General features: G+C 47.8%; 20 protein-coding genes and 1 pseudogene. 1 reads left to right on the top strand and 20 read right to left on the bottom strand.

Annotated features, from left to right (window positions below; all coding sequences use genetic code 11):
* Positions 1–24: 24 nt before the first annotated feature.
* The 3 genes from sucD to HPL003_RS17605 form a co-directional block, all read right to left on the bottom strand.
* On the bottom strand, positions 25–954 hold the full coding sequence (gene sucD, locus HPL003_RS17615) for a succinate--CoA ligase subunit alpha (RefSeq protein WP_014281066.1): 930 nt from the start codon (positions 952–954) through the stop codon (positions 25–27).
* A gap of 49 nt (positions 955–1,003) precedes the next feature.
* Complete coding sequence (gene sucC / locus HPL003_RS17610) at positions 1,004–2,164, bottom strand: ADP-forming succinate--CoA ligase subunit beta (protein WP_014281065.1); 1,161 nt, start codon at positions 2,162–2,164, stop codon at positions 1,004–1,006.
* Positions 2,165–2,495: 331 nt separating this feature from the next.
* On the bottom strand, positions 2,496–2,966 hold the full coding sequence (locus HPL003_RS17605; protein WP_014281064.1) for a MarR family winged helix-turn-helix transcriptional regulator: 471 nt from the start codon (positions 2,964–2,966) through the stop codon (positions 2,496–2,498).
* A 147-nt stretch (positions 2,967–3,113) separates the two neighbouring features.
* Here HPL003_RS17605 and HPL003_RS17600 point away from each other — a divergent pair, with 147 nt between their 5' ends.
* On the top strand, positions 3,114–3,542 hold the full coding sequence (locus HPL003_RS17600) for an organic hydroperoxide resistance protein (RefSeq protein ID WP_014281063.1): 429 nt from the start codon (positions 3,114–3,116) through the stop codon (positions 3,540–3,542).
* Between the two features lie 267 nt (positions 3,543–3,809).
* Here HPL003_RS17600 and HPL003_RS17595 read toward each other — a convergent pair whose 3' ends face one another.
* The 17 genes and pseudogenes from HPL003_RS17595 to ftsY all read right to left on the bottom strand — a co-directional run bounded on the left by HPL003_RS17595 (position 3,810) and on the right by ftsY (position 18,257).
* Entirely contained in the window at positions 3,810–5,561 is a 1,752-nt protein-coding gene (locus HPL003_RS17595; RefSeq protein WP_014281062.1) for a YifB family Mg chelatase-like AAA ATPase, read from the bottom strand.
* A 149-nt stretch (positions 5,562–5,710) separates the two neighbouring features.
* The gene (locus tag HPL003_RS17590) at positions 5,711–6,262 is read right to left on the bottom strand and encodes a nitroreductase family protein (protein ID WP_014281061.1); all 552 of its coding nucleotides are present in this window, start codon (positions 6,260–6,262) and stop codon (positions 5,711–5,713) included.
* A gap of 155 nt (positions 6,263–6,417) precedes the next feature.
* The gene (locus tag HPL003_RS17585) at positions 6,418–6,801 is read right to left on the bottom strand and encodes a YraN family protein (protein ID WP_014281060.1); all 384 of its coding nucleotides are present in this window, start codon (positions 6,799–6,801) and stop codon (positions 6,418–6,420) included.
* Positions 6,801–7,100 carry an EscU/YscU/HrcU family type III secretion system export apparatus switch protein gene (locus tag HPL003_RS17580; RefSeq protein WP_014281059.1) on the bottom strand — a complete coding sequence of 100 codons (300 nt, stop codon included), beginning with the start codon at positions 7,098–7,100 and terminating at the stop codon, positions 6,801–6,803. Before HPL003_RS17580 ends, HPL003_RS17585 begins: the two co-directional genes overlap by 1 nt.
* Complete coding sequence (locus HPL003_RS17575) at positions 7,097–9,229, bottom strand: hypothetical protein (protein WP_014281058.1); 2,133 nt, start codon at positions 9,227–9,229, stop codon at positions 7,097–7,099. The genes HPL003_RS17580 and HPL003_RS17575 overlap by 4 nt, the downstream gene beginning before the upstream one ends.
* 91 nt (positions 9,230–9,320) lie before the next feature.
* Positions 9,321–9,989 carry a ribonuclease HII gene (locus HPL003_RS17570; protein ID WP_274378201.1) on the bottom strand — a complete coding sequence of 223 codons (669 nt, stop codon included), beginning with the start codon at positions 9,987–9,989 and terminating at the stop codon, positions 9,321–9,323.
* Between the two features lie 173 nt (positions 9,990–10,162).
* On the bottom strand, positions 10,163–11,023 hold the full coding sequence (gene ylqF / locus HPL003_RS17565; RefSeq protein WP_014281056.1) for a ribosome biogenesis GTPase YlqF: 861 nt from the start codon (positions 11,021–11,023) through the stop codon (positions 10,163–10,165).
* A gap of 87 nt (positions 11,024–11,110) precedes the next feature.
* Positions 11,111–11,737 carry a signal peptidase I gene (lepB, locus tag HPL003_RS17560; protein ID WP_014281055.1) on the bottom strand — a complete coding sequence of 209 codons (627 nt, stop codon included), beginning with the start codon at positions 11,735–11,737 and terminating at the stop codon, positions 11,111–11,113.
* A 101-nt stretch (positions 11,738–11,838) separates the two neighbouring features.
* Entirely contained in the window at positions 11,839–12,183 is a 345-nt protein-coding gene (gene rplS / locus HPL003_RS17555; RefSeq protein WP_010346403.1) for a 50S ribosomal protein L19, read from the bottom strand.
* A gap of 246 nt (positions 12,184–12,429) precedes the next feature.
* Positions 12,430–13,233, bottom strand: a complete 804-nt coding sequence (gene trmD, locus HPL003_RS17550) for a tRNA (guanosine(37)-N1)-methyltransferase TrmD (protein WP_014281054.1) — start codon at positions 13,231–13,233, stop codon at positions 12,430–12,432.
* Positions 13,233–13,748 (bottom strand): ribosome maturation factor RimM, encoded by a 516-nt coding sequence (gene rimM, locus HPL003_RS17545; RefSeq protein WP_014281053.1) that lies wholly within the window; start codon positions 13,746–13,748, stop codon positions 13,233–13,235. The genes trmD and rimM overlap by 1 nt, the downstream gene beginning before the upstream one ends.
* Before the next feature lie 97 nt (positions 13,749–13,845).
* Entirely contained in the window at positions 13,846–14,076 is a 231-nt protein-coding gene (locus tag HPL003_RS17540; protein ID WP_014281052.1) for a KH domain-containing protein, read from the bottom strand.
* 23 nt (positions 14,077–14,099) lie between these two features.
* Complete coding sequence (rpsP, locus tag HPL003_RS17535) at positions 14,100–14,372, bottom strand: 30S ribosomal protein S16 (RefSeq protein WP_014281051.1); 273 nt, start codon at positions 14,370–14,372, stop codon at positions 14,100–14,102.
* Positions 14,373–14,439: 67 nt separating this feature from the next.
* A complete protein-coding gene (ffh, locus tag HPL003_RS17530) occupies positions 14,440–15,816 on the bottom strand; it encodes a signal recognition particle protein (RefSeq protein WP_014281050.1) in 1,377 nt (458 codons plus the stop codon).
* Positions 15,817–15,868: 52 nt separating this feature from the next.
* The gene (locus HPL003_RS17525; RefSeq protein ID WP_014281049.1) at positions 15,869–16,237 is read right to left on the bottom strand and encodes a putative DNA-binding protein; all 369 of its coding nucleotides are present in this window, start codon (positions 16,235–16,237) and stop codon (positions 15,869–15,871) included.
* Positions 16,238–16,403: 166 nt separating this feature from the next.
* On the bottom strand, positions 16,404–17,054 hold the full coding sequence (gene trhA, locus HPL003_RS17520; protein WP_014281048.1) for a PAQR family membrane homeostasis protein TrhA: 651 nt from the start codon (positions 17,052–17,054) through the stop codon (positions 16,404–16,406).
* 185 nt (positions 17,055–17,239) lie between these two features.
* Positions 17,240–18,257, bottom strand: a pseudogene (ftsY, locus tag HPL003_RS17515) (signal recognition particle-docking protein FtsY).
* Between the last annotated feature and the right edge of the window lie 31 nt (positions 18,258–18,288).

The raw sequence follows: 18,288 nt of genomic DNA, 5'->3' as shown, positions 1-18,288 counted from the left end.
TGTATATTAATGAAGAAACACGATTTAATGTGTCGTACATAAATTCAAAATACCACGCGCTTCCAGCACACTGACCAGCGTCGAGCCCATCTCGGAAGGAGTCGGTGCTACCTTGATACCACAGGCTTCAAGCGTAGCGATTTTCTCCTTGGCCGTTCCTTTTCCGCCGGAAATGATGGCGCCTGCATGCCCCATTCGTTTGCCTGGAGGCGCAGTCACACCGCCGATAAAACCGACCACCGGTTTCGTCATATTGTCCCGGATCCACTCTGCTGCTTCCTCCTCAGCTGTACCGCCGATTTCTCCGATCAGAATGACAGCATGCGTGTTAGGATCTTCATTGAAGCGATGCAAAATATCAATAAATTCCGAACCTTTAACTGGGTCCCCTCCGATACCAACCGCAGAGGATTGTCCGATGCCCCGGGTAGTCAGCTGATGTACTGCTTCATAGGTTAGCGTGCCGCTTCGCGACACAACGCCTACATGGCCCGGCAGATGAATGTAACCTGGCATGATGCCAATTTTGCACTCTCCAGGTGTAATTACTCCTGGACAGTTAGGGCCGATCAGAACGGTCTTTTTACCTTCCATAAAGCGTTTGACCCTAATCATATCAAGCACCGGAATGCCCTCGGTTATACAGATCACGAGGTCCAACTCTGCATCCACAGCCTCCAAAATGGAATCCGCAGCAAAAGCAGGCGGCACATAAATAACACTCGCTGTCGCGCCTGTAGCAACCTTCGCTTCGCTCACTGTATTAAACACAGGCAACTTGACCTGCTGTCCGTTCTCCAGCGTAATTTCCACCTCGGTGCCGCCCTTGCCTGGAGAGGTGCCTCCTACCATCTGAGTGCCATAATCAAGCGCACCTTTGGCGTGGAATAACGCCGTTTTTCCCGTAATCCCCTGTGTAATCACCTTTGTATGCTTATCGACCAAAATACTCACGATCTTCACATCCCCTATCGTTTATTCGGCATATCGGAATGCAAACAGGCTATTGAACAAGTTCGACGATTTTCTGGGCACCGTCCGCCATGGAATCAGCCGCCACGATATTCAAACCGGATTCCGCCAAAATCTGTTTACCCAACTCGACATTCGTACCTTCGAGACGGACAACAAGCGGACGTGTCAGCCCCAATTGCTTGGCAGCCTCCACCACACCGTTCGCAATGATATCACATTGCATAATTCCGCCGAAAATGTTCACAAAAATGCCTTCTACCTTCGGATCGGACAAAATGATTTTAAACGCTTCGGTTACCTTTTCTGTCGTCGCACCGCCCCCTACGTCCAGGAAGTTGGCCGGATCGCCGCCGTAATATTTGATAATGTCCATCGTCGCCATTGCAAGACCTGCGCCGTTGACCATACAACCAATATTTCCGTCCAATGCGATGTAGCTCAGATCGTATTTGGAAGCTTCTATTTCCTTCTCATCCTCTTCGTCCAAATCACGCAGTTCCAAAATATCCTTGTGGCGGAACAACGCATTAGAGTCAAAATTCAGTTTGGCATCCAATGCCAGCACATTCCCGTCACCTGTGACGACCAACGGATTGATCTCTGCAATCGAACAATCCTTGTCCACAAAAGCTTCATAGAGCGCCTGCATGAACTTAACCGCCTTGTTCACCAGCTCATTCGGGATGTTAATGTCATACGCCAGTTTGCGCGCCTGATATACCTGAAGCCCAATCGCCGGATCAACAACCGCTTTAAAAATTTTCTCCGGAGTAGCCGCAGCTACCTCTTCGATTTCCGTACCGCCTTCTTCCGAGGCCATGATCACGACACGTCCGGTCGCACGATCCACGACAACACCGACGTAATACTCTTTACGAATATCGCAGCCTTCCTCTACCAAAAGGCGTTTAACCTCTTTGCCTTCGGGCCCGGTCTGATGTGTCACCAGCACCTTACCCAAAATTTCAGAAGCATAAGTACGAACTTCATCCAAGCTTTTGGCCACCTTCACACCGCCCGCTTTACCACGTCCACCTGCATGAATTTGCGCCTTTACCACCGTAACAGCGCTTCCAAGCGATTCTGCTGCAGCGACGGCTTCCTCCACCGTATAGGCAACCTTACCGTTCGGTACAGCCACTCCGTACTGCTTCAATACTTCTTTACCCTGATATTCATGGATATTCATTCTGGAATCCTCCTATCAACATGACTGCAACAAGGGCGGTTCACAAGGAAATCTATACTAAACCTACATCATTGTAACATGTTTTTAAAACGCTTTCCTTATAATTTAACGTTATGAATTACAGTATTTTGATATCATTATCATTCCCAAAATCGAATGCTTGGATATTAATGGATATTCATTTTAATAGAATACAAACAAAAAAGCACCTCTTCAAGTTCGGGATTTATTAAATCCGTATGAGAGGTACTTCAGTTCATTGGGGCATTCCTTCACCCAGCTACGGGCGGCTACATAACAATGAGATTCGTAAAGTAGCCAGAAATACCGATTATGATTTTTCAACCTGCACATTCGCTTTATGAACTCGATCCAGTAAATCATTGAACTGAAACAGGAGCGAGCCGAATTGATCGTGGGTCATGCTTGTTTTTTCCTGAATACATCCCGGTACAGATAGCGCTTTTTCCCGCAATGCACTTCCTTCCGGAGTCAAAGAAATCAGCACCTTACGTTCATCCTGAGTCGAACGTTTCCGGTCAATGAGTCCGGCATTCTGCAATCTTTTCAATAACGGAGTCAGTGTCCCTGAGTCCAGATACAACGCCTCGCCTAATTCCTTCACTGTACATTCCTCGCGCTCCCAAAGCACGATGAGCACTAAATACTGTGAGTATGTCACACCGAGCTTTTCCAGATAAGGCTGGTATAGCTTCGTAATCTCTCTGGAACACGCATATATGGCAAAGCATAACTGATTATCAAGTTTTAATGTTGCACCTACATTATGATTGTTGTCCATGCTGTCAGATCACCTGCTTTCGTCATTATTTTAGCACATTATATAACAAAAAACATGCTAATTGCACAAAACACTTTACAAAAAATAATTATTTTGATAAATTAAATTGTGTAAAATATAATTTGAGCGAGAGGCAGTGATTGGATTATGATGACCATTCAACAAAAAATGTATGAAACAACAGTGAAAGCAGTTGGAGGACGTAATGGTTATGTCGAGTCTTCTTCCCCTGAACTTCGTCTAAATATTGATACACCAAAAGAAATGGGCGGTGCAGGCGGCGCGGGTACGAATCCGGAGCAATTGTTCGCAGCAGGCTATTCAGCGTGTTTTGACAGTGCTTTGAATATGGTGGCCCGCATGCAGCGTATTAAACATGAAGGTACCGAAGTAACAGCCACGGTCAATTTAGGTAAAGTTGAAGACGGCGGCTTTGGAATCGGAGTGAACCTCGATGTTCTGGTAAAAGGCGTTGACCATGAAACAGCGGTAAAACTGGTAGAAGGCGCACATGAACAGTGTCCTTACTCTCGCGCTACCCGCGGAAATATCGAAGTGAAGCTGAACGTGCTCTAATCGGAATTATATACAAAGCCTCCGAGCTGTTTCTGGTTCGGAGGCTTTGTATACTTTCAACTACACATTCACAACAAAGAACTTAACAACTGGTTTTTCTTCCATCAAGTAACATGGTAGATGATGCATAATCGTATATACGAAATTGATATACTTATTGTATAATCACGTTGTCATAATCTTTTTTTCTTCTCCAGAACTTTGCTTCTGGAGATTTTTTTGTCTTACATAAAAAATATGGACATAGTGCGCTATTACTATGTTGTTTTATTCTTCTGAAAAACTGGCATGTGCTCTGTCCATATTCCGATATTGAATGGCTTCTGCTACATGCGACACGGTGATCTTCTCTGATTGATTCAAGTCTGCGATGGTGCGTGACAACTTGAGAATTCGATCATACGCACGCATGCTTAAACCGAGTGCATCCATCGTCTGGTCAAGCAGTTCTGCCGCGTTGTGTTCTAACACCGCATATTTACGGAGCATTTGACCGGAAAGTTCGCTATTCCATGAAAAAGGAAGCTTGCTGTACCTGTCGATTTGTATCGCTTGAGCAGCTAGTACCTGTCTTCGCATTTCAGCGGACGACAATGACTCCTTTTCCTCCCGCCAATCCTTCGGTTGCGATACCTCAAGCTGAAGATCGATCCGGTCCAGCAACGGACCAGAAATACGTGAACGATAGCGGGCTACCGCAGCAGGTGAACAGGTACAGCGCTGATGCTGCGTATCACTTCCGAAAAAGCCGCAGTGACACGGATTCATAGAAGCGGCAAGTAAAAAGTGCGCCGGGTACTTAAAAACTGCACGTGAACGGCTGATTGTTACATTGCGATCTTCCAACGGCTGCCTCAGCACCTCTAGCACATGACGACTAAACTCAGGTAACTCATCCAGAAATAAAATCCCCCGATGCGCAAGGCTAATTTCTCCCGGCTTGGGAATGCCGCCGCCTCCCACCAGTCCAGCAGCGGAAATCGTATGATGAGGTGAACGGAAGGGGCGAATGTTCATCAAATGAGGCGACGACTCCTTCCACTTCCCGGCGGCGCTGTATATTTTGGTAACCTCCAGTGCCTCTTTTTCGGTCAAGGGCGGCAGAATGGATGGCAGCCTGCGGATAAGCATCGTTTTTCCGGCACCTGGTGGCCCAATAAGGACGATATTGTGCATTCCGGCAGCAGCGATAACCAGCGCTCGTTTGGCGTGTTGCTGACCCAACACATCGCTGTAATCCTCCATAACGTCAATCATCTCTTTGACCTCACGCATGGGTATCTGATCTGCCGAAAGCAAATGCTCATAAGAATGGATAATGATCTGCTGTCTAGCGGTAATACGCTTGCCATGATCATGATTTTCGACTTGATTCGAGACTGGGTTAGGAGCTGGATCAATAGCTTGCTTAGTGATTTGGTTAGTGACTTGGTTAATGAGCTCGCCATGAATTGGATCAGGTAGGTAGTTAGAATTCCGATCTTTTGATTGGCGTTCAATAATGTATTGTGCGTGATCTTTTGCTGGAATGAGATCCATCAGATGACGAACAGCGTAAATACGTATACCCGTGATCAGACGTGCTTCCCCTGCATTTTCTTCAGGAAGCAGCACCGAATGGAATCCTTCTCGCTTGGCCAAATCAACCATAGACAATACCCCGTTCACGGGGCGAATACTTCCGTCCAACGCTAGTTCACCGATAAATAACGTCCGTTCCCCCGCAGGTAAAACGACTTGTCCGCTGGTTGTCAGCAGTCCCAAAGCGATAGCAAAGTCAAAGGATGAGCCTTCCTTACGTAAATCAGCAGGAGCCAAATTTATGGTTACACGCTGGGACGGATATTTGAAACCGCAGTTTTTGATCGCTGCTCTTACGCGCTCCACAGCCTCTCGAATGGCCGAATCCGGCAATCCGATGATCGCAGTTTGAGGCAACCCGTTTGACAAATCAGTCTCCACTTCAATCAAAACACCGTCTATTCCATAAAGACAAGCTCCATGTAGTTTTCCATACATAACAAAAAACACCTCTCCTCATACTGAAATGTCTCCTCCGGGGAGCATTGCATATATGAAAAAAGGTGCTTCCAAATTTTCATGCGTTGCAAATGTAATGTTATATCTTTAATTCACAAACCATCTAGTCAAGGTTATTCAATAAAAGATTATTTGTCAAACAGGGTCAACTTATCCGCTGCTGGAATACGTGGTCTTGGTTCTGGAATGACTTCAGGATAACCTGCATACACCATGCCGATGATCTTCTCACCAGGCTGAATTCCCAAATGCTTGCGGAATTTCGGTGAATAAAGAAAAGGCTTTGTGACCCAAAACGTCCCGATTCCTTTACTCCATGCGGCAAGCATAAAGTTTTGTACAAGGGCACTAACCGCTGCAAAGTCCTCATCCCAAACTGCCTGACGAGGGTCTTCCTCCAACACAACTAAAAGCTGAATCGGATTGTGCAAAATGCCGCTTTCGAATTTATTATCCTTGCCAATATCGGCTTCAATAGCTTCAGCGAGCTTTTTCCGCCCATCACCGGCAAACAATAGAAAACGCCATGGCTCACGCATTTTATGATTGGGGGCCCATACAGCAACGTCCAGTAGTTCTTTAATGGTATCTACCGGAATGGGGTCGGATTTAAACCGTTTAATGGTCCGTCGTTCCTGAATTACATCTATGACATGTTCACTAAAGGTATGCTCTGTCACGTATATCCTCCTTCGCAGGTATAGCTCATGGATGCTCACTATTAATATATATCAAAATGATAACCATTCTCAATAAAATATACCTTTAGCATTCCTTCCTGTCAACCTGTACATATGAAATTCGAAATGAGTCTTCAAAAAAGTTTACCACTCTTTTAAAATGCCTCAATTATATGCTCCGTGACGACTGCGGTTTCGTCAATCAATCGTACAGAAATCATATCAAAACGGATTGGAACATCCTCAATCCCGTTCATATGCAAATAAACAGCGGCCGTCTGGCGAACCTGGGTTATTTTACGTGCAGTGATTGATTCTGCAGGCGTTCCATAATTGGAGCTGCTTCGGCTGCGTACTTCAATAAACACGAGAATATCCCCCTGCGCGGCGATCAGATCCATTTCACCGCTACGACATTGCCAATTACGCTCTATGATACGATACCCCAGATTTTCCAAAAATGAAGCCGCTACCTGTTCACCCAAAGCTCCTTTGGCTTTTCGCTGATCCTTACCTCCGGTCCTCATTTCGTTTCTCATCAGCCGTCATCCCTTGGAGCAAGCTTATCCATTTGATATATATAGGTGAGCACCTCTGCCACTAACTGATATAGCTCAGCAGGAATTTGCTCATCCAAATCAAGCTTGGACAATACTTCAACCAGTGCGGCATCCTCTTGAACGGGAACGCCGTGCTCTTTGGCTTTTTCCAAAATGCTATCCGCAATACGACCGCTTCCTTTGGCAACGACGATTGGGGCTTCGCTCTCACCGGGCGTATATTTAAGGGCGACAGCCTTCTTCCTGGACGGAGAAGGAGCCTCCAACGGCTCTTTCATATTTTAAGATCGACTCCTTTATACGGCTGAGGCACATAGCTTTGTACCTCCGAAGAGACCAGACCTTTGCTCTCCTGTTCAGTCCTTATCGGCATCGGTTCGGTACGCAGCGATAAAAGCTGATACCCTAGCGATTCCAACGCCATATGAATGGATTCACGCCCACTGGTCAACAGCGAAGCGGCCCAATCCTGATCGTTATGGAGCTTGAGGCTCACAATCCGGTCCACGACTTGCACATCCACCAATGTCGGCCCTAGCGCCTTCATGTCCAAATCAAACCAAAGCCGGCAGTTGGATGCATCCAGCTCCCCGCGTTTACCACGTCGAGACTGAATCTGGATCGTAGCTGTTTCACGACCATCCGGACCGACAAACGGAATAAACATGTGTACCTGTGCAAAAGGGGCCGTCCGATCCGTATTCAGCAGCAACTGCTGACCCGTCAGGTGCTGCACGACCTGCTGCGCCGCCTCTTTCAGGGCGGGCGGCAGGTTATCGCTGCTCATCAACTGGAGCAGCGCCCCTTTCACGGTGTCGGCGTCCGCTGACACCGCACCGCCCGCCGCAGCCGCTAATCCCGGCAGCGGCTGCGTTCCTTCCGGCGGCTCCATACGGATCGCCGCCGTTCCCTGCGCGGTCTGTGCAGCCGCGCGGTGTACCTGCTGCTCGTGCTCTGCACCGAGCAGCTTCAGCACGCGGCCCACCCACGGGTCCTCCGTGGGGGTGGGCTGCGTGCTGGACGCCGCTGGCTGCGCAGCAGCGGCGTCCGTAGCCCGCAGAGCGCCAGCCGTAGGCTGCGGCGCTTCTGTGGCGGGCTGCTCCGGCGCAGCCGTGCCCAGCGCGGGCGGCACCGCCGCGCGCAGCTCTTGCAGCAGCGCGCGCAGCCGCTGAAGAGGCGCCTCCGGCGTGGCCGCGTTGCCCGCAGCGGCCTGCGGCGCAGAGCCGCCAGCCAGCTGCGCGGCGGCACGGTCGGTCGTAGCGGCGTTTGCAGCGGGCTTCGCCCCGGCAGACTCTGCCGTTGCCGCCGCTGGAGCGCCGTCAGCGCCCTTAGGCTGCTGTGTCCCCGCTGTGGCGGCCTGCGGCTGCTCCGCTCCGGCGCGTGAAGCCCTCAGTGCATCAGCGCCCGATTCAGGCGCATTTACACCAGAGTCAGCCGCCACGTCCGTGGCTATGACTCCACGCCCATTAGCTACAGCTGGTTCTCCCGAGACAGCCCCTTTAGCTCCAGATGCAGCAGTTCCAGTCGGAGCATCCGTGTCTATTGGCGAAGCGCCCGCTTCACCCACCATAGCAGCAAGATTTGCGGCCTGAGTCCCTTTCAGCGTCTCCTTGCCTCCTGCAGCCTGTGCTGCTTCCGCCTGCTTTGTGGCAACAGCAGTGGCATCTTTGGACAATACAGGAGCTTGGGCTTCTGGTGCATCTGCAACAACAACTGAGGAAGCGCCTAATGGAGCAGGGGACATTCGGTCAGCCGCCTTTACAGCTGTTGCTTCTCCCGCCATACGGTCAGCGGGTGCTCCTTGTCCTTGCTGCTTGAATACCGCTTCAAGCTCCTGCTCCAGCGAAGACAAAAGATCATTTAAAGGAGGGCCAAACATCGCCTGTCGCAAACCATTTATACTTTCCGCCGTCAATGGCAATCCACGTTGAAAAGCAACCGCTGCTGCCTGCACAAACGTCTCCATTTGTACTTTTCCCGGCTGCTTCGCCAAAGCGTCTCGTAAAGAAGCCGCATTTTCCGATGTCAACGGTACGCCATTCTTTTGCATCGCCTGTATCAGTTCCCTGTTCTGCGCTGTATCCGGTAGTCCCACCGAATCCAGTACATCTGCCAGCGCTACAGTCTGCTGGCCTGTGTTGGCTGCATCGTTCAAAGGCTTAAGTACAGTCATTCCGCTGGGCGAAGTTGGCTGGACCTGGAGTAATGTAGACTGCCCAGGTTGAAGAGGGGTTTCCAGCTTGGCTCTAACCTGGGAACCTTGAATTTGCAACACAGCCTCACCGCCGTCCTCAGACACCTTTAATACGACGCCACGTACGACCTGACCTGGCTGCATATCGAGCTTTTTAGCCTCTCCCGCCTTCACATCACCAAGTAATCCTCGAAATACAGATCCGATATTCATAGGGTCCCTCCTCTCTTCATGCCCCATATTCAAGGGGCCTATTTTATTAGGTATACATTATATCGGCACAGTCCCGACTCATAATAAGTATTTACAGGTCAAACAACGTCGGTTGCTCGATCAACAAATTACCAAGAAAGCTGCGTCTATGCATTGCTGTAGGTCCCAGCGTCAAAATTTGTTCCCTATGCAGCTTCGTAGCGTAACCTTTATGTATGCCAATCCCATATTCCGGGTACTTTGCATCCCATTCACCTTTGCACAATCGATCACGGGTTACCTTGGCAATAATAGAGGCCGCAGCAATAGACTGGCTGTTCGCATCTCCTTTAATAATAGAAAGCTGTGAAATAGGCAAATCCACCTTTTCTGCATCTACAAGTAAATAATCAGGAGATACATGCAGAGCCTCAACAGCCTGCTTCATAGCCAAACGAGCTGCCTGTTTAATATTGATAGCATCAATCGTTCGTGCGTCCACATACCCGACTCCTACGGCAATAGCCTTTTCCATAATCAGCTCATAGTAGGTTTCCCTCTTCTTGTCTGTCAGCTTTTTGGAATCATCCACGCCCTCCAGCAGCTCACCGTTCGGCAAAATGACCGCCGCAGCCACAACATCCCCGAATAAACATCCTCGGCCTACCTCATCAATGCCAGCGATGCGCTCATAGGATTGCTCCCGGCACTCTTTTTCATAGCGCAGCATGTCCGTTACCGCTTTTTCTTCCATACTCCATACCTGCCTATCTCTATGTATTTTAAGTTCTGCACAATTTTATTCAGCTTAACACAGACCTGTCCATCCCAAAACCCCTTTGGTTAACCTACCTTCACATACCAAAAAACCTTCCTCTCTCCGGAGAGATGGGGAAGGTTCTTCCTTGCCACACTATGCTATGCGGTGTATCCGATACATCAGGGAGAATCGAATCAGTAAGGAGCTTCCAAACTGAAACGTCCCAGCTTACCTGCACGCAGCTCACGCAAAATGATTTTTGACGACTTTTCGAGATCTACACGTCCACCGCTGACAATACAGCCGCGTTTACGTCCAATCGCTTCCATGACACTGACAATTTCATCGGCATTTTCCGTATCCTCGGGACGTTCAGTCAGCTCAAAGCGCGCTGCCAGCTCATCCCAGTAATATTGAACCAAATATTTTGTCGCGAAAAAAGCGATATCCTCGACATTCAAAATCTCTTCCTTGATCGCACCTGTAACCGCTAGACGATAACCAACATTCTGATCCTCGAATTTGGGCCACAAAATACCCGGTGTATCCAGCAACTCAATTTCACCAGTCTTGATCCATTGCTGTGCCTTCGTCACCCCAGGACGATCGCCTGTAGCTGCAATGCTACGTCCTGCCATACGGTTGATCAGGGTGGACTTACCGACATTCGGTATACCAACAATCAAAGCACGCATAGGACGTGGGTTCATACCTTTAGAAATCTGCCGATCTATCTTCTCCTTGAGCAGCAACTTGGCCTGAACCGGAATTTCTTTCATTCCTGTACCTGTTGTAGCATCCACCTGAAAAGCGATATGCCCCTGCTCCTTAAAGTAGGCAATCCATTGCTGTGATACGACCGGGTCTGCCAAATCTGCCTTATTTAAAATAATCATTCGCGGCTTGCCCTGCAAAATATCATCAATCATTGGATTCCGGCTGGAAAGCGGCAAACGAGCATCAATCAGCTCAATTACCAAATCAATCAGCTTTAATTTTGCTTCAATTTGGCGGCGCGCTCTGGTCATATGACCAGGAAACCATTGAATCGTCACCGTCATCACCTCATTGATCGTAACTCCTAACGCCCCCCTTAAGGTTAATCGTCAGGATTACGGCAGCTATGCTGCATATTAGTTGTTCTAGTGGTTAATCCACTTCATATCCTTCACCGGCCAGAAAATAACATCAGCACGGCCGACGACTTCCTTCAAATCAATATATCCAATCATCCGACTGTCTGTACTGTTGGAACGGTTATCCCCCATAACAAAAATATGTCCTGCCGGAACTTTACCATCCTTAAAATTTTCATTCGGGAAATTTGTAAACTTGTTGTAAAGCTCACCATTTTTGTGCGCTTCCTCCAACGGAGCTTTCAAGTAAGGCTCCTGAATAGGTTTACCATTCACCGTAATCGTGTCACCTTCCACCTTAACCGTGTCGCCCTCAACGGCAATGACGCGCTTAATGAAGTCTCTTCCCTCATCCGGGACATGAAACACGATTACCTCTCCCGGTTTTGGGGAACGGAAGTCATACAAAATTTCATTTACAATGACACGTTCTCCGGTATGAAAGTTAGGCTGCATCGACGGGCCATCCACAATAAACGGCTTAAAAAGAAACCAACGGATTAAAAAGACCAACACTAACGCGATAACGATGGCCTTAATCCACTCAAAAATCTCATTTTTCGGTTTACGCTTGGGTGTACCATCCTGATCAGTCGGCTGCTGTATAGCTCCTTGTCCTACTTCTTGCTCCATAGCTCACTGTCCTCTCTTTACGGTCAATAATCCACAGTTCCCTATGTACGTAGAAAAAACGAAAGGAGCTTGTAATCAAGCCCCTTTCGTTATTCGTTGTATTAACGACGAATTTCTTTAATTCTCGCTGCTTTACCGCGCAGTTCACGAAGATAATAAAGCTTCGCACGACGCACTTTACCACGGCGAGCCACGTCGATTTTATCGATTTTCGGGGAATGAAGCGGGAAAGTTCTTTCCACACCTACACCGTAAGAAATTTTACGAACTGTAAAAGTCTCACTGATTCCACCACCACGGCGTTTAATTACAACACCTTCAAACAACTGGATACGCTCACGAGTTCCCTCAATAACTTTCACGTGCACTTTCAAAGTGTCACCGGGACGAAAGTTAGGCAAATCTTTACGCAGTTGTTCTTCAGTGATCGCTTGGACGATATTCATCTATGACTCCCTCCTTCCGTACAGGTGTTCATGCATCTTCTGGAAACACATCCGTTTCCTTCATCATCCACAGAGGACCACCGTATTACACACAACAGATGTATTGTATCATGGAGGAAACCGCATTGCAACAAGAAAAAGGGATTTGACCAAACATTATATTTAATTAATTACATTATAAAACAGGTAAGCACCTGCTTTCAAATCCACTCATTGCTAAAGCACTTTAATACACTCTTCCCATGATCAATCCATCTTGCGCTGTTCCTCTATCCATACCCGTTCCTTGCTTGTCAATTCAGCCTGCTCCAGCAGATCCGGTCGACGTTCCATCGTACGACGCAGTGCCTCCTGCCGTCTCCATGCATCAATATTAACGTGATGTCCTGACAACAGCACCTCTGGTACCTTCCAGCCCCGAAACTCAGCAGGCCTGGTATAATGCGGGTACTCCAGCAGACCCGTACTGAAAGAGTCCGTTACTGCACTCGTTTCATTACCCAGCACTCCAGGCAGCAACCGTGCCACACTATCTATAACGACCATGGCAGGCAGTTCCCCACCAGTCAGCACATAATCTCCGATAGAAAGCTCATCCGTCACCAAATGCTCGCGGATACGCTCATCATAGCCCTCATAATGCCCACATATAAAAATAAGATGGTCCTCTTTAGCAAGCTCCTCCGCTTTCTTTTGCGTAAAAGTCTCACCTTGCGGACACATCAAAATAATACGCGGAGCTTTCAAACCTGTACTAGACCCGACCTGTTCACCTTGAACAACTTCGTCTGTGTTCCCTAATATGGTTGGACACTCTGCTTCATCCAGTAGCGCCTCCACCGCAGCGAAAATCGGGTCAGGCTTTAATACCATCCCGCCCCCGCCGCCATAGGGTGTATCATCCACTTGACCATGCTTGTTCCCGGCATATTGACGAAAATTAACCGCTTGCAGCGATATGATTCCCTTATCCCTTGCTTTTCCCAGAATGCTTGCATTAAATACACCGTCGAACATTTCGGGAAACAGGGTCAGCACATCCACACGCATTACAGTAGTCCTTCCATTAACCGTACCGTAACCCGTTTTTCAGGCACGTTTACATCCAAAATGACATTTTCTATATACGGCAATAGCAGTTCCTTGCCATCAGGCATTGTGACTACCCATACATCGTTAGCTCCGGGTGTCAAAATCTCTTTCACCACACCAAGCTTTTCTCCATCTTCTGTCACTACTTCCAAGCCAACAACTTCATGAAAATAGAACTCATTTTCCTCTAGCTTGCCTAGCCGTTCAGCGGATACCTTCAATAAGCTACCCTTATACTTTTCAACATCATTGATGTTATGATATTCCTTGAATTTGGCTACAACCATATTTTTTTGAAAACGTGCTGTTTCAATAGTTACAGGGATCGGCGCTTTACCATCTGCAGGAATGATCAACAGCTCACTGCCTTTGGCAAAACGATCCTCCGGGAAATCAGTAGTGGTTAATATTTTAAGCTCGCCACGGATTCCGTGTGTATTCACAATTTTCCCGACATTAAACAATTGCTGCATCGTGTTCCTCCTGCATATAATCGGTCCCGCTCCATATCATCTTCATCATGTACGAAAAAGGGTTAGGACATACATCCTAACCCACTTTCGTATATCTTTAAGATATGATGTCTACGGTAACCCGTTTATCCATCTTAACGGCTGCTGATGCAACCACAGTGCGAAGCGCCTTGGCGATACGACCCTGCTTGCCAATGATTTTGCCTACATCCTCAGGATGCACGCTAAGCTCATATACGACAAGCCGATCCTTCTCCAAGGTCTTCACGGTTACATCTTCCGGATGATCGACTAAAGCCTTAGCAATGACTATCACTAATTCTTCCATGGTTGACCCTCCGTATCAGCACCTTATTTCTGTTGTTTAAGCTCATGAAACTTTTTCATTACGCCCGCTTTGCTAAGCAAGTTGCGGACTGTATCGGATGCTTGTGCACCATCTTGCAACCATTTCAACGCTTTATCTTCATCAATTTTTACAACTGCTGGTACTGTAATAGGGTTGTAATAACCGATTTCTTCGATAAAACGACCGTCACGCGGGGAACGGGAATCCGATACCACGACGCGATAGAAAGGAGCTTTATGTGCACCCATACGTTTCAGACGAATACGAACTGCCACGAAAATTCACCTCCTTCAAAAAGTAGACTGTATATTGTTATCCTATAATTCCAACGGCCTATTGGCCTTAACGGAAAGGAAACTTCATACCTTTACCCATACCCTTCAACTGCTTCAGAGCTTTGTTTTTGCCACCCTTGGGTCCCATCATGTCTGAGAATTGCTTCATCATGCGCCGCATTTCATCAAATTGCTTAATCAGACGGTTTACCTCAGCCAGTGATGTTCCACTGCCTACAGCAATCCGTTTGCGGCGGCTATGATTAATCATGTCCGGGTTTTGTTTTTCTTGTGTGGTCATGGAATGAACGATAGCCTCAATCCGGCCCATCTGCTTGTCATCCACTTTGACATCTTTCATTTGCTTCATATTGCCCATGCCGGGAATCATATCGAGAATCTGATCGATCGGGCCAAGCTTTTTAACTTGATCCATCTGCTCCAGAAAATCTTCGAAGGTAAATTCAGCATTGCGCATTTTCCGTTCCATTTCCTTCGCCTTATCGGCGTCGATATTGGATTGCGCTTTTTCAATCAGGGACAACATGTCGCCCATACCCAAAATCCGTGAAGCCATCCGTTCCGGATGAAACGGCTCCATCGCATCCAGCTTTTCACCCAATGTAGCAAATTTGATCGGGCATCCGGTCACAGCCTTAACCGACAAGGCCGCACCACCGCGGGTATCGCCGTCCAGCTTTGTCAGTACAACCCCCGTTAACTCCAAGCTAGTGTTAAAGTGCTCTGCGACGTTTACCGCGTCCTGACCTGTCATGCTATCAACAACCAGCAGAACTTCGTCCGGATTGACGTTCGCATGAATCTGGCGCAACTCTTCCATAAGCTCTTCATCCACGTGAAGACGACCTGCAGTATCTATAATAACGTAGTCATTACCGTTATCTTTGGCATGCTGTAAGCCCTGTTTTGCAATCTCCACCGGGCTTGTCTGATCACCCAGCGTAAATACAGGAGCATTAATCTGCTCACCAAGTACCTGTAACTGCTTGATCGCAGCCGGTCTATATATATCACCAGCTACAAGCAATGGCCGATGATTTTGCTTTTGTAGCAACTTCGCCAGCTTACCGGATGTCGTCGTCTTACCTGCACCCTGGAGACCCACCATCATAATGACCGTAGGCGGTTTGTTTGCCTTGGCAAGCTTGGCCTGACTGCCACCCATCAACTCGGTCAGTTCCTTGTTCACGATGTCGATGATTACCATGCCTGGTGTAAAGCTGTCCATCACTTCCTTGCCGACGGATTTCTCCTTCACCTTTGCAATAAAGTCCTTTACAACCTTGAAGTTAACGTCCGCCTCCAGCAAAGCTAATCGTACTTCGCGCATCGCCTGAGCTACATCATCCTCAGACACTTTCCCTTTGCCGCGCAGTTTACTGAATACATTTTGCAAGCGGGTCGATAATCCTTCAAATGCCATATTTTCGCACCTCCTTGTCTACCAGGGTTGTTTGTTTACTAATCTATATAACCTACAATTCCTGCAGGCGATTTACAATTTGATTAACATGTTGCAGAGTGCTATCATCGGGTTCACCGATTTTACCGAATGCCTCATACAACGCCGTATTTAGTTCTTCCAGGTCTCGGCTTCTGCGCTCATGTTTACTGAGCAATCCGAGCTTTTCCTCGTACATTTCCAGCACCTGCTCGGCACGTTTAATATGCTCATACACGGCCTGACGGCTAATTTGAAATTCCGAAGCAATCTCTCCCAGAGAAAAATCATCATGGAAGTAATATTTCAAAAACATCTGTTGCTTCTCCGTAAGCAGAGGTTCATAGAAGTCAAACAGTCGATTAATCCGGTTTGTCTTTTCCAGCCGATTCTCCTGACTCATCGCGTATACCTCCATCGTCAAGGAAAAACACTTTACAGTTCTTTTCAACGATCCTTATCATACATAAAAGAAAAGAAGATGTCAAGCGTTATCCCTTGTCAACCAAAAAAAAGCCAATCCACTGCCCTTAAACGGAAGTACGGATCGGCTTTTTGCCAGCTAGGATTTAAACTCTTACCGGAGTAAGGTACAGCAGAACAGCCAGAAAATGAAGTATGCTGCCTGCCAGAACAAACAGATGCCAGATCGCATGATGATATGGGAACGCCCGCCACACATAGAAGATTGTGCCCAATGTATACATTAGACCGCCCACGAACAATAGCGTCATGCCCCCGGCGGGAACAGCCACCACCAGCGGGTTCCAGGCAATGGTGATGAGCCAGCCCATGACGATGTAGAACACGGTAGACATGAACAGGAAGCGCTTGGTGAAGAATGCCTTGAATAGCACACCAAACAGGGCGATTCCCCAAATAACGCCAAACAGCGTCCAACCTAAAGTCCCGCGAAGGGCAACGAGCATAAACGGGGTGTAGCTGCCTGCAATGAACAGGTAAATGCAAGAATGATCGAATATCTCGAACAAATCCTTCAATTTTCCTTCACGCAGACTATGAAGCAACGTGGAATTGGTGTACAAAAGCAGCATCGTAATTCCGTAAATCGTAAAACTGACGACATGCCAAGTAGTCCCTTTTAAGCTTGCAAAAACAATGAGCAGCACAAGTGCCGCCACACTTAAAACGGCTCCAATTCCATGTGTGATCGCATTGGCTATTTCTTCCCGGCGGGAATAAGTATAGGTATTCGCCATTGGTTCTTCACCCGGCTTCCTGTGGAATATTTTTTATATCCAAAAAATTCATATCCGGTGCCGACAGACCCTTTTCTTTCATTATACATCCCTGTGATCTCACGCAGCAACTGGACCTTACTTAGCCCCAGACCTGGCAGGCCTTAAGATCAAAAAAGCTTCGTCCAACCTTACAACAAACCTGATTAGGCCTGTTCTTCCTCACCCGGAGCGGTTTCATCAACGTCTTCTTCCTGAATCAAACCAGCGAACAACGCGTGAACGAATTGCTCGGAATCAAATGGCTGGAGATCATTCACTTTTTCACCCAAGCCTACCAGCTTCACCGGCAAATTCAGCTCTTGGCGGATCGCCACGACAATACCACCCTTCGCTGTACCATCCAGCTTCGTCAGTACCAGCCCGGTTACGCCACTTTTCTCGCCAAACATTTTGGCTTGATTGAGCGCATTTTGTCCGGTCGTCGCATCAAGTACCAGCAATACTTCATGAGGGGCGTCTGGAATTTCGCGCTGGATCACGCGGAAAATTTTGTTCAGCTCCTCCATCAGATTGCTTTTATTCTGGAGACGTCCTGCGGTATCACACAGCAAAACATCCACCTGACGCTGCTTGGCAGCCTGTACTGCATCAAACATAACCGCGGCTGGATCAGAACCGGATTGCTGTTTAATGACCTCTACACCAGCCCGTTCGCCCCATACCTCCAGTTGTTCAATCGCGCCGGCACGGAACGTATCCCCGGCGGCCAGCAGCACTTTTTTACCCTTCTTGTTTAAAACGATGCGCCAGCTTGCCGATTGTTGTTGTCTTGCCGACACCATTGACACCGACGAACAGAATGACCGTAATCCCATCAGGGCTCATTTGAAGCTGACTGTTGTCATTGCCCCGCAGCAGCTCAGACAGCTTTTCCGATAATACAGGCTGTAGCTCGGATGCGTCCTCGATTTTGCGTTTTTTCACTTCTTCTCGCAGGTCCTCAATGAGGTTCATAACGGTGTTGACGCCAACATCGGCACCGATCAGAATTTCTTCCAGCTCCTCGTAAAACTCCTCATCAATCTTCTTGCGGCGAATCATCAAATCCGTTACTTTTTCAACAAAACCTTTGCGTGTTTTTTCTAAACCGTCCTTGAACTGTTTGGTGACGGATTCGGTTTTGATTGCAATGCTTTCCTTTAATTTTCTAAAGAAACTCATAGGTTCCCTCCGTTGATCTGAAAGTATGTTA

The sequence above is a fragment of the Paenibacillus terrae HPL-003 genome (genome assembly GCF_000235585.1).
In the GTDB taxonomy this organism is placed as follows: Bacteria; Bacillota; Bacilli; order Paenibacillales; family Paenibacillaceae; genus Paenibacillus; species Paenibacillus terrae_B.
The sequence above is the reverse complement of the archived record's forward strand: the minus strand, read 5'-3'. Positions and strand labels throughout refer to the sequence as shown.

Coding starts and splice junctions, on each gene's coding strand:
- sucC (WP_014281065.1), bottom strand. CDS start 2,164: ATGAATATCCATGAATATCAGGGTAAAGAAGTATTGAAGCAGTACGGA.
- HPL003_RS17605 (WP_014281064.1), bottom strand. CDS start 2,966: ATGGACAACAATCATAATGTAGGTGCAACATTAAAACTTGATAATCAG.
- HPL003_RS17600 (WP_014281063.1), top strand. CDS start 3,114: ATGATGACCATTCAACAAAAAATGTATGAAACAACAGTGAAAGCAGTT.
- HPL003_RS17595 (WP_014281062.1), bottom strand. CDS start 5,561: ATGTATGGAAAACTACATGGAGCTTGTCTTTATGGAATAGACGGTGTT.
- HPL003_RS17585 (WP_014281060.1), bottom strand. CDS start 6,801: ATGAGAAACGAAATGAGGACCGGAGGTAAGGATCAGCGAAAAGCCAAA.
- HPL003_RS17580 (WP_014281059.1), bottom strand. CDS start 7,100: ATGAAAGAGCCGTTGGAGGCTCCTTCTCCGTCCAGGAAGAAGGCTGTC.
- HPL003_RS17575 (WP_014281058.1), bottom strand. CDS start 9,229: ATGAATATCGGATCTGTATTTCGAGGATTACTTGGTGATGTGAAGGCG.
- lepB (WP_014281055.1), bottom strand. CDS start 11,737: ATGGAGCAAGAAGTAGGACAAGGAGCTATACAGCAGCCGACTGATCAG.
- rplS (WP_010346403.1), bottom strand. CDS start 12,183: ATGAATATCGTCCAAGCGATCACTGAAGAACAACTGCGTAAAGATTTG.
- trmD (WP_014281054.1), bottom strand. CDS start 13,233: ATGCGTGTGGATGTGCTGACCCTGTTTCCCGAAATGTTCGACGGTGTA.
- rimM (WP_014281053.1), bottom strand. CDS start 13,748: ATGCAGCAATTGTTTAATGTCGGGAAAATTGTGAATACACACGGAATC.
- HPL003_RS17540 (WP_014281052.1), bottom strand. CDS start 14,076: ATGGAAGAATTAGTGATAGTCATTGCTAAGGCTTTAGTCGATCATCCG.
- ffh (WP_014281050.1), bottom strand. CDS start 15,816: ATGGCATTTGAAGGATTATCGACCCGCTTGCAAAATGTATTCAGTAAA.
- HPL003_RS17525 (WP_014281049.1), bottom strand. CDS start 16,237: ATGAGTCAGGAGAATCGGCTGGAAAAGACAAACCGGATTAATCGACTG.
- trhA (WP_014281048.1), bottom strand. CDS start 17,054: ATGGCGAATACCTATACTTATTCCCGCCGGGAAGAAATAGCCAATGCG.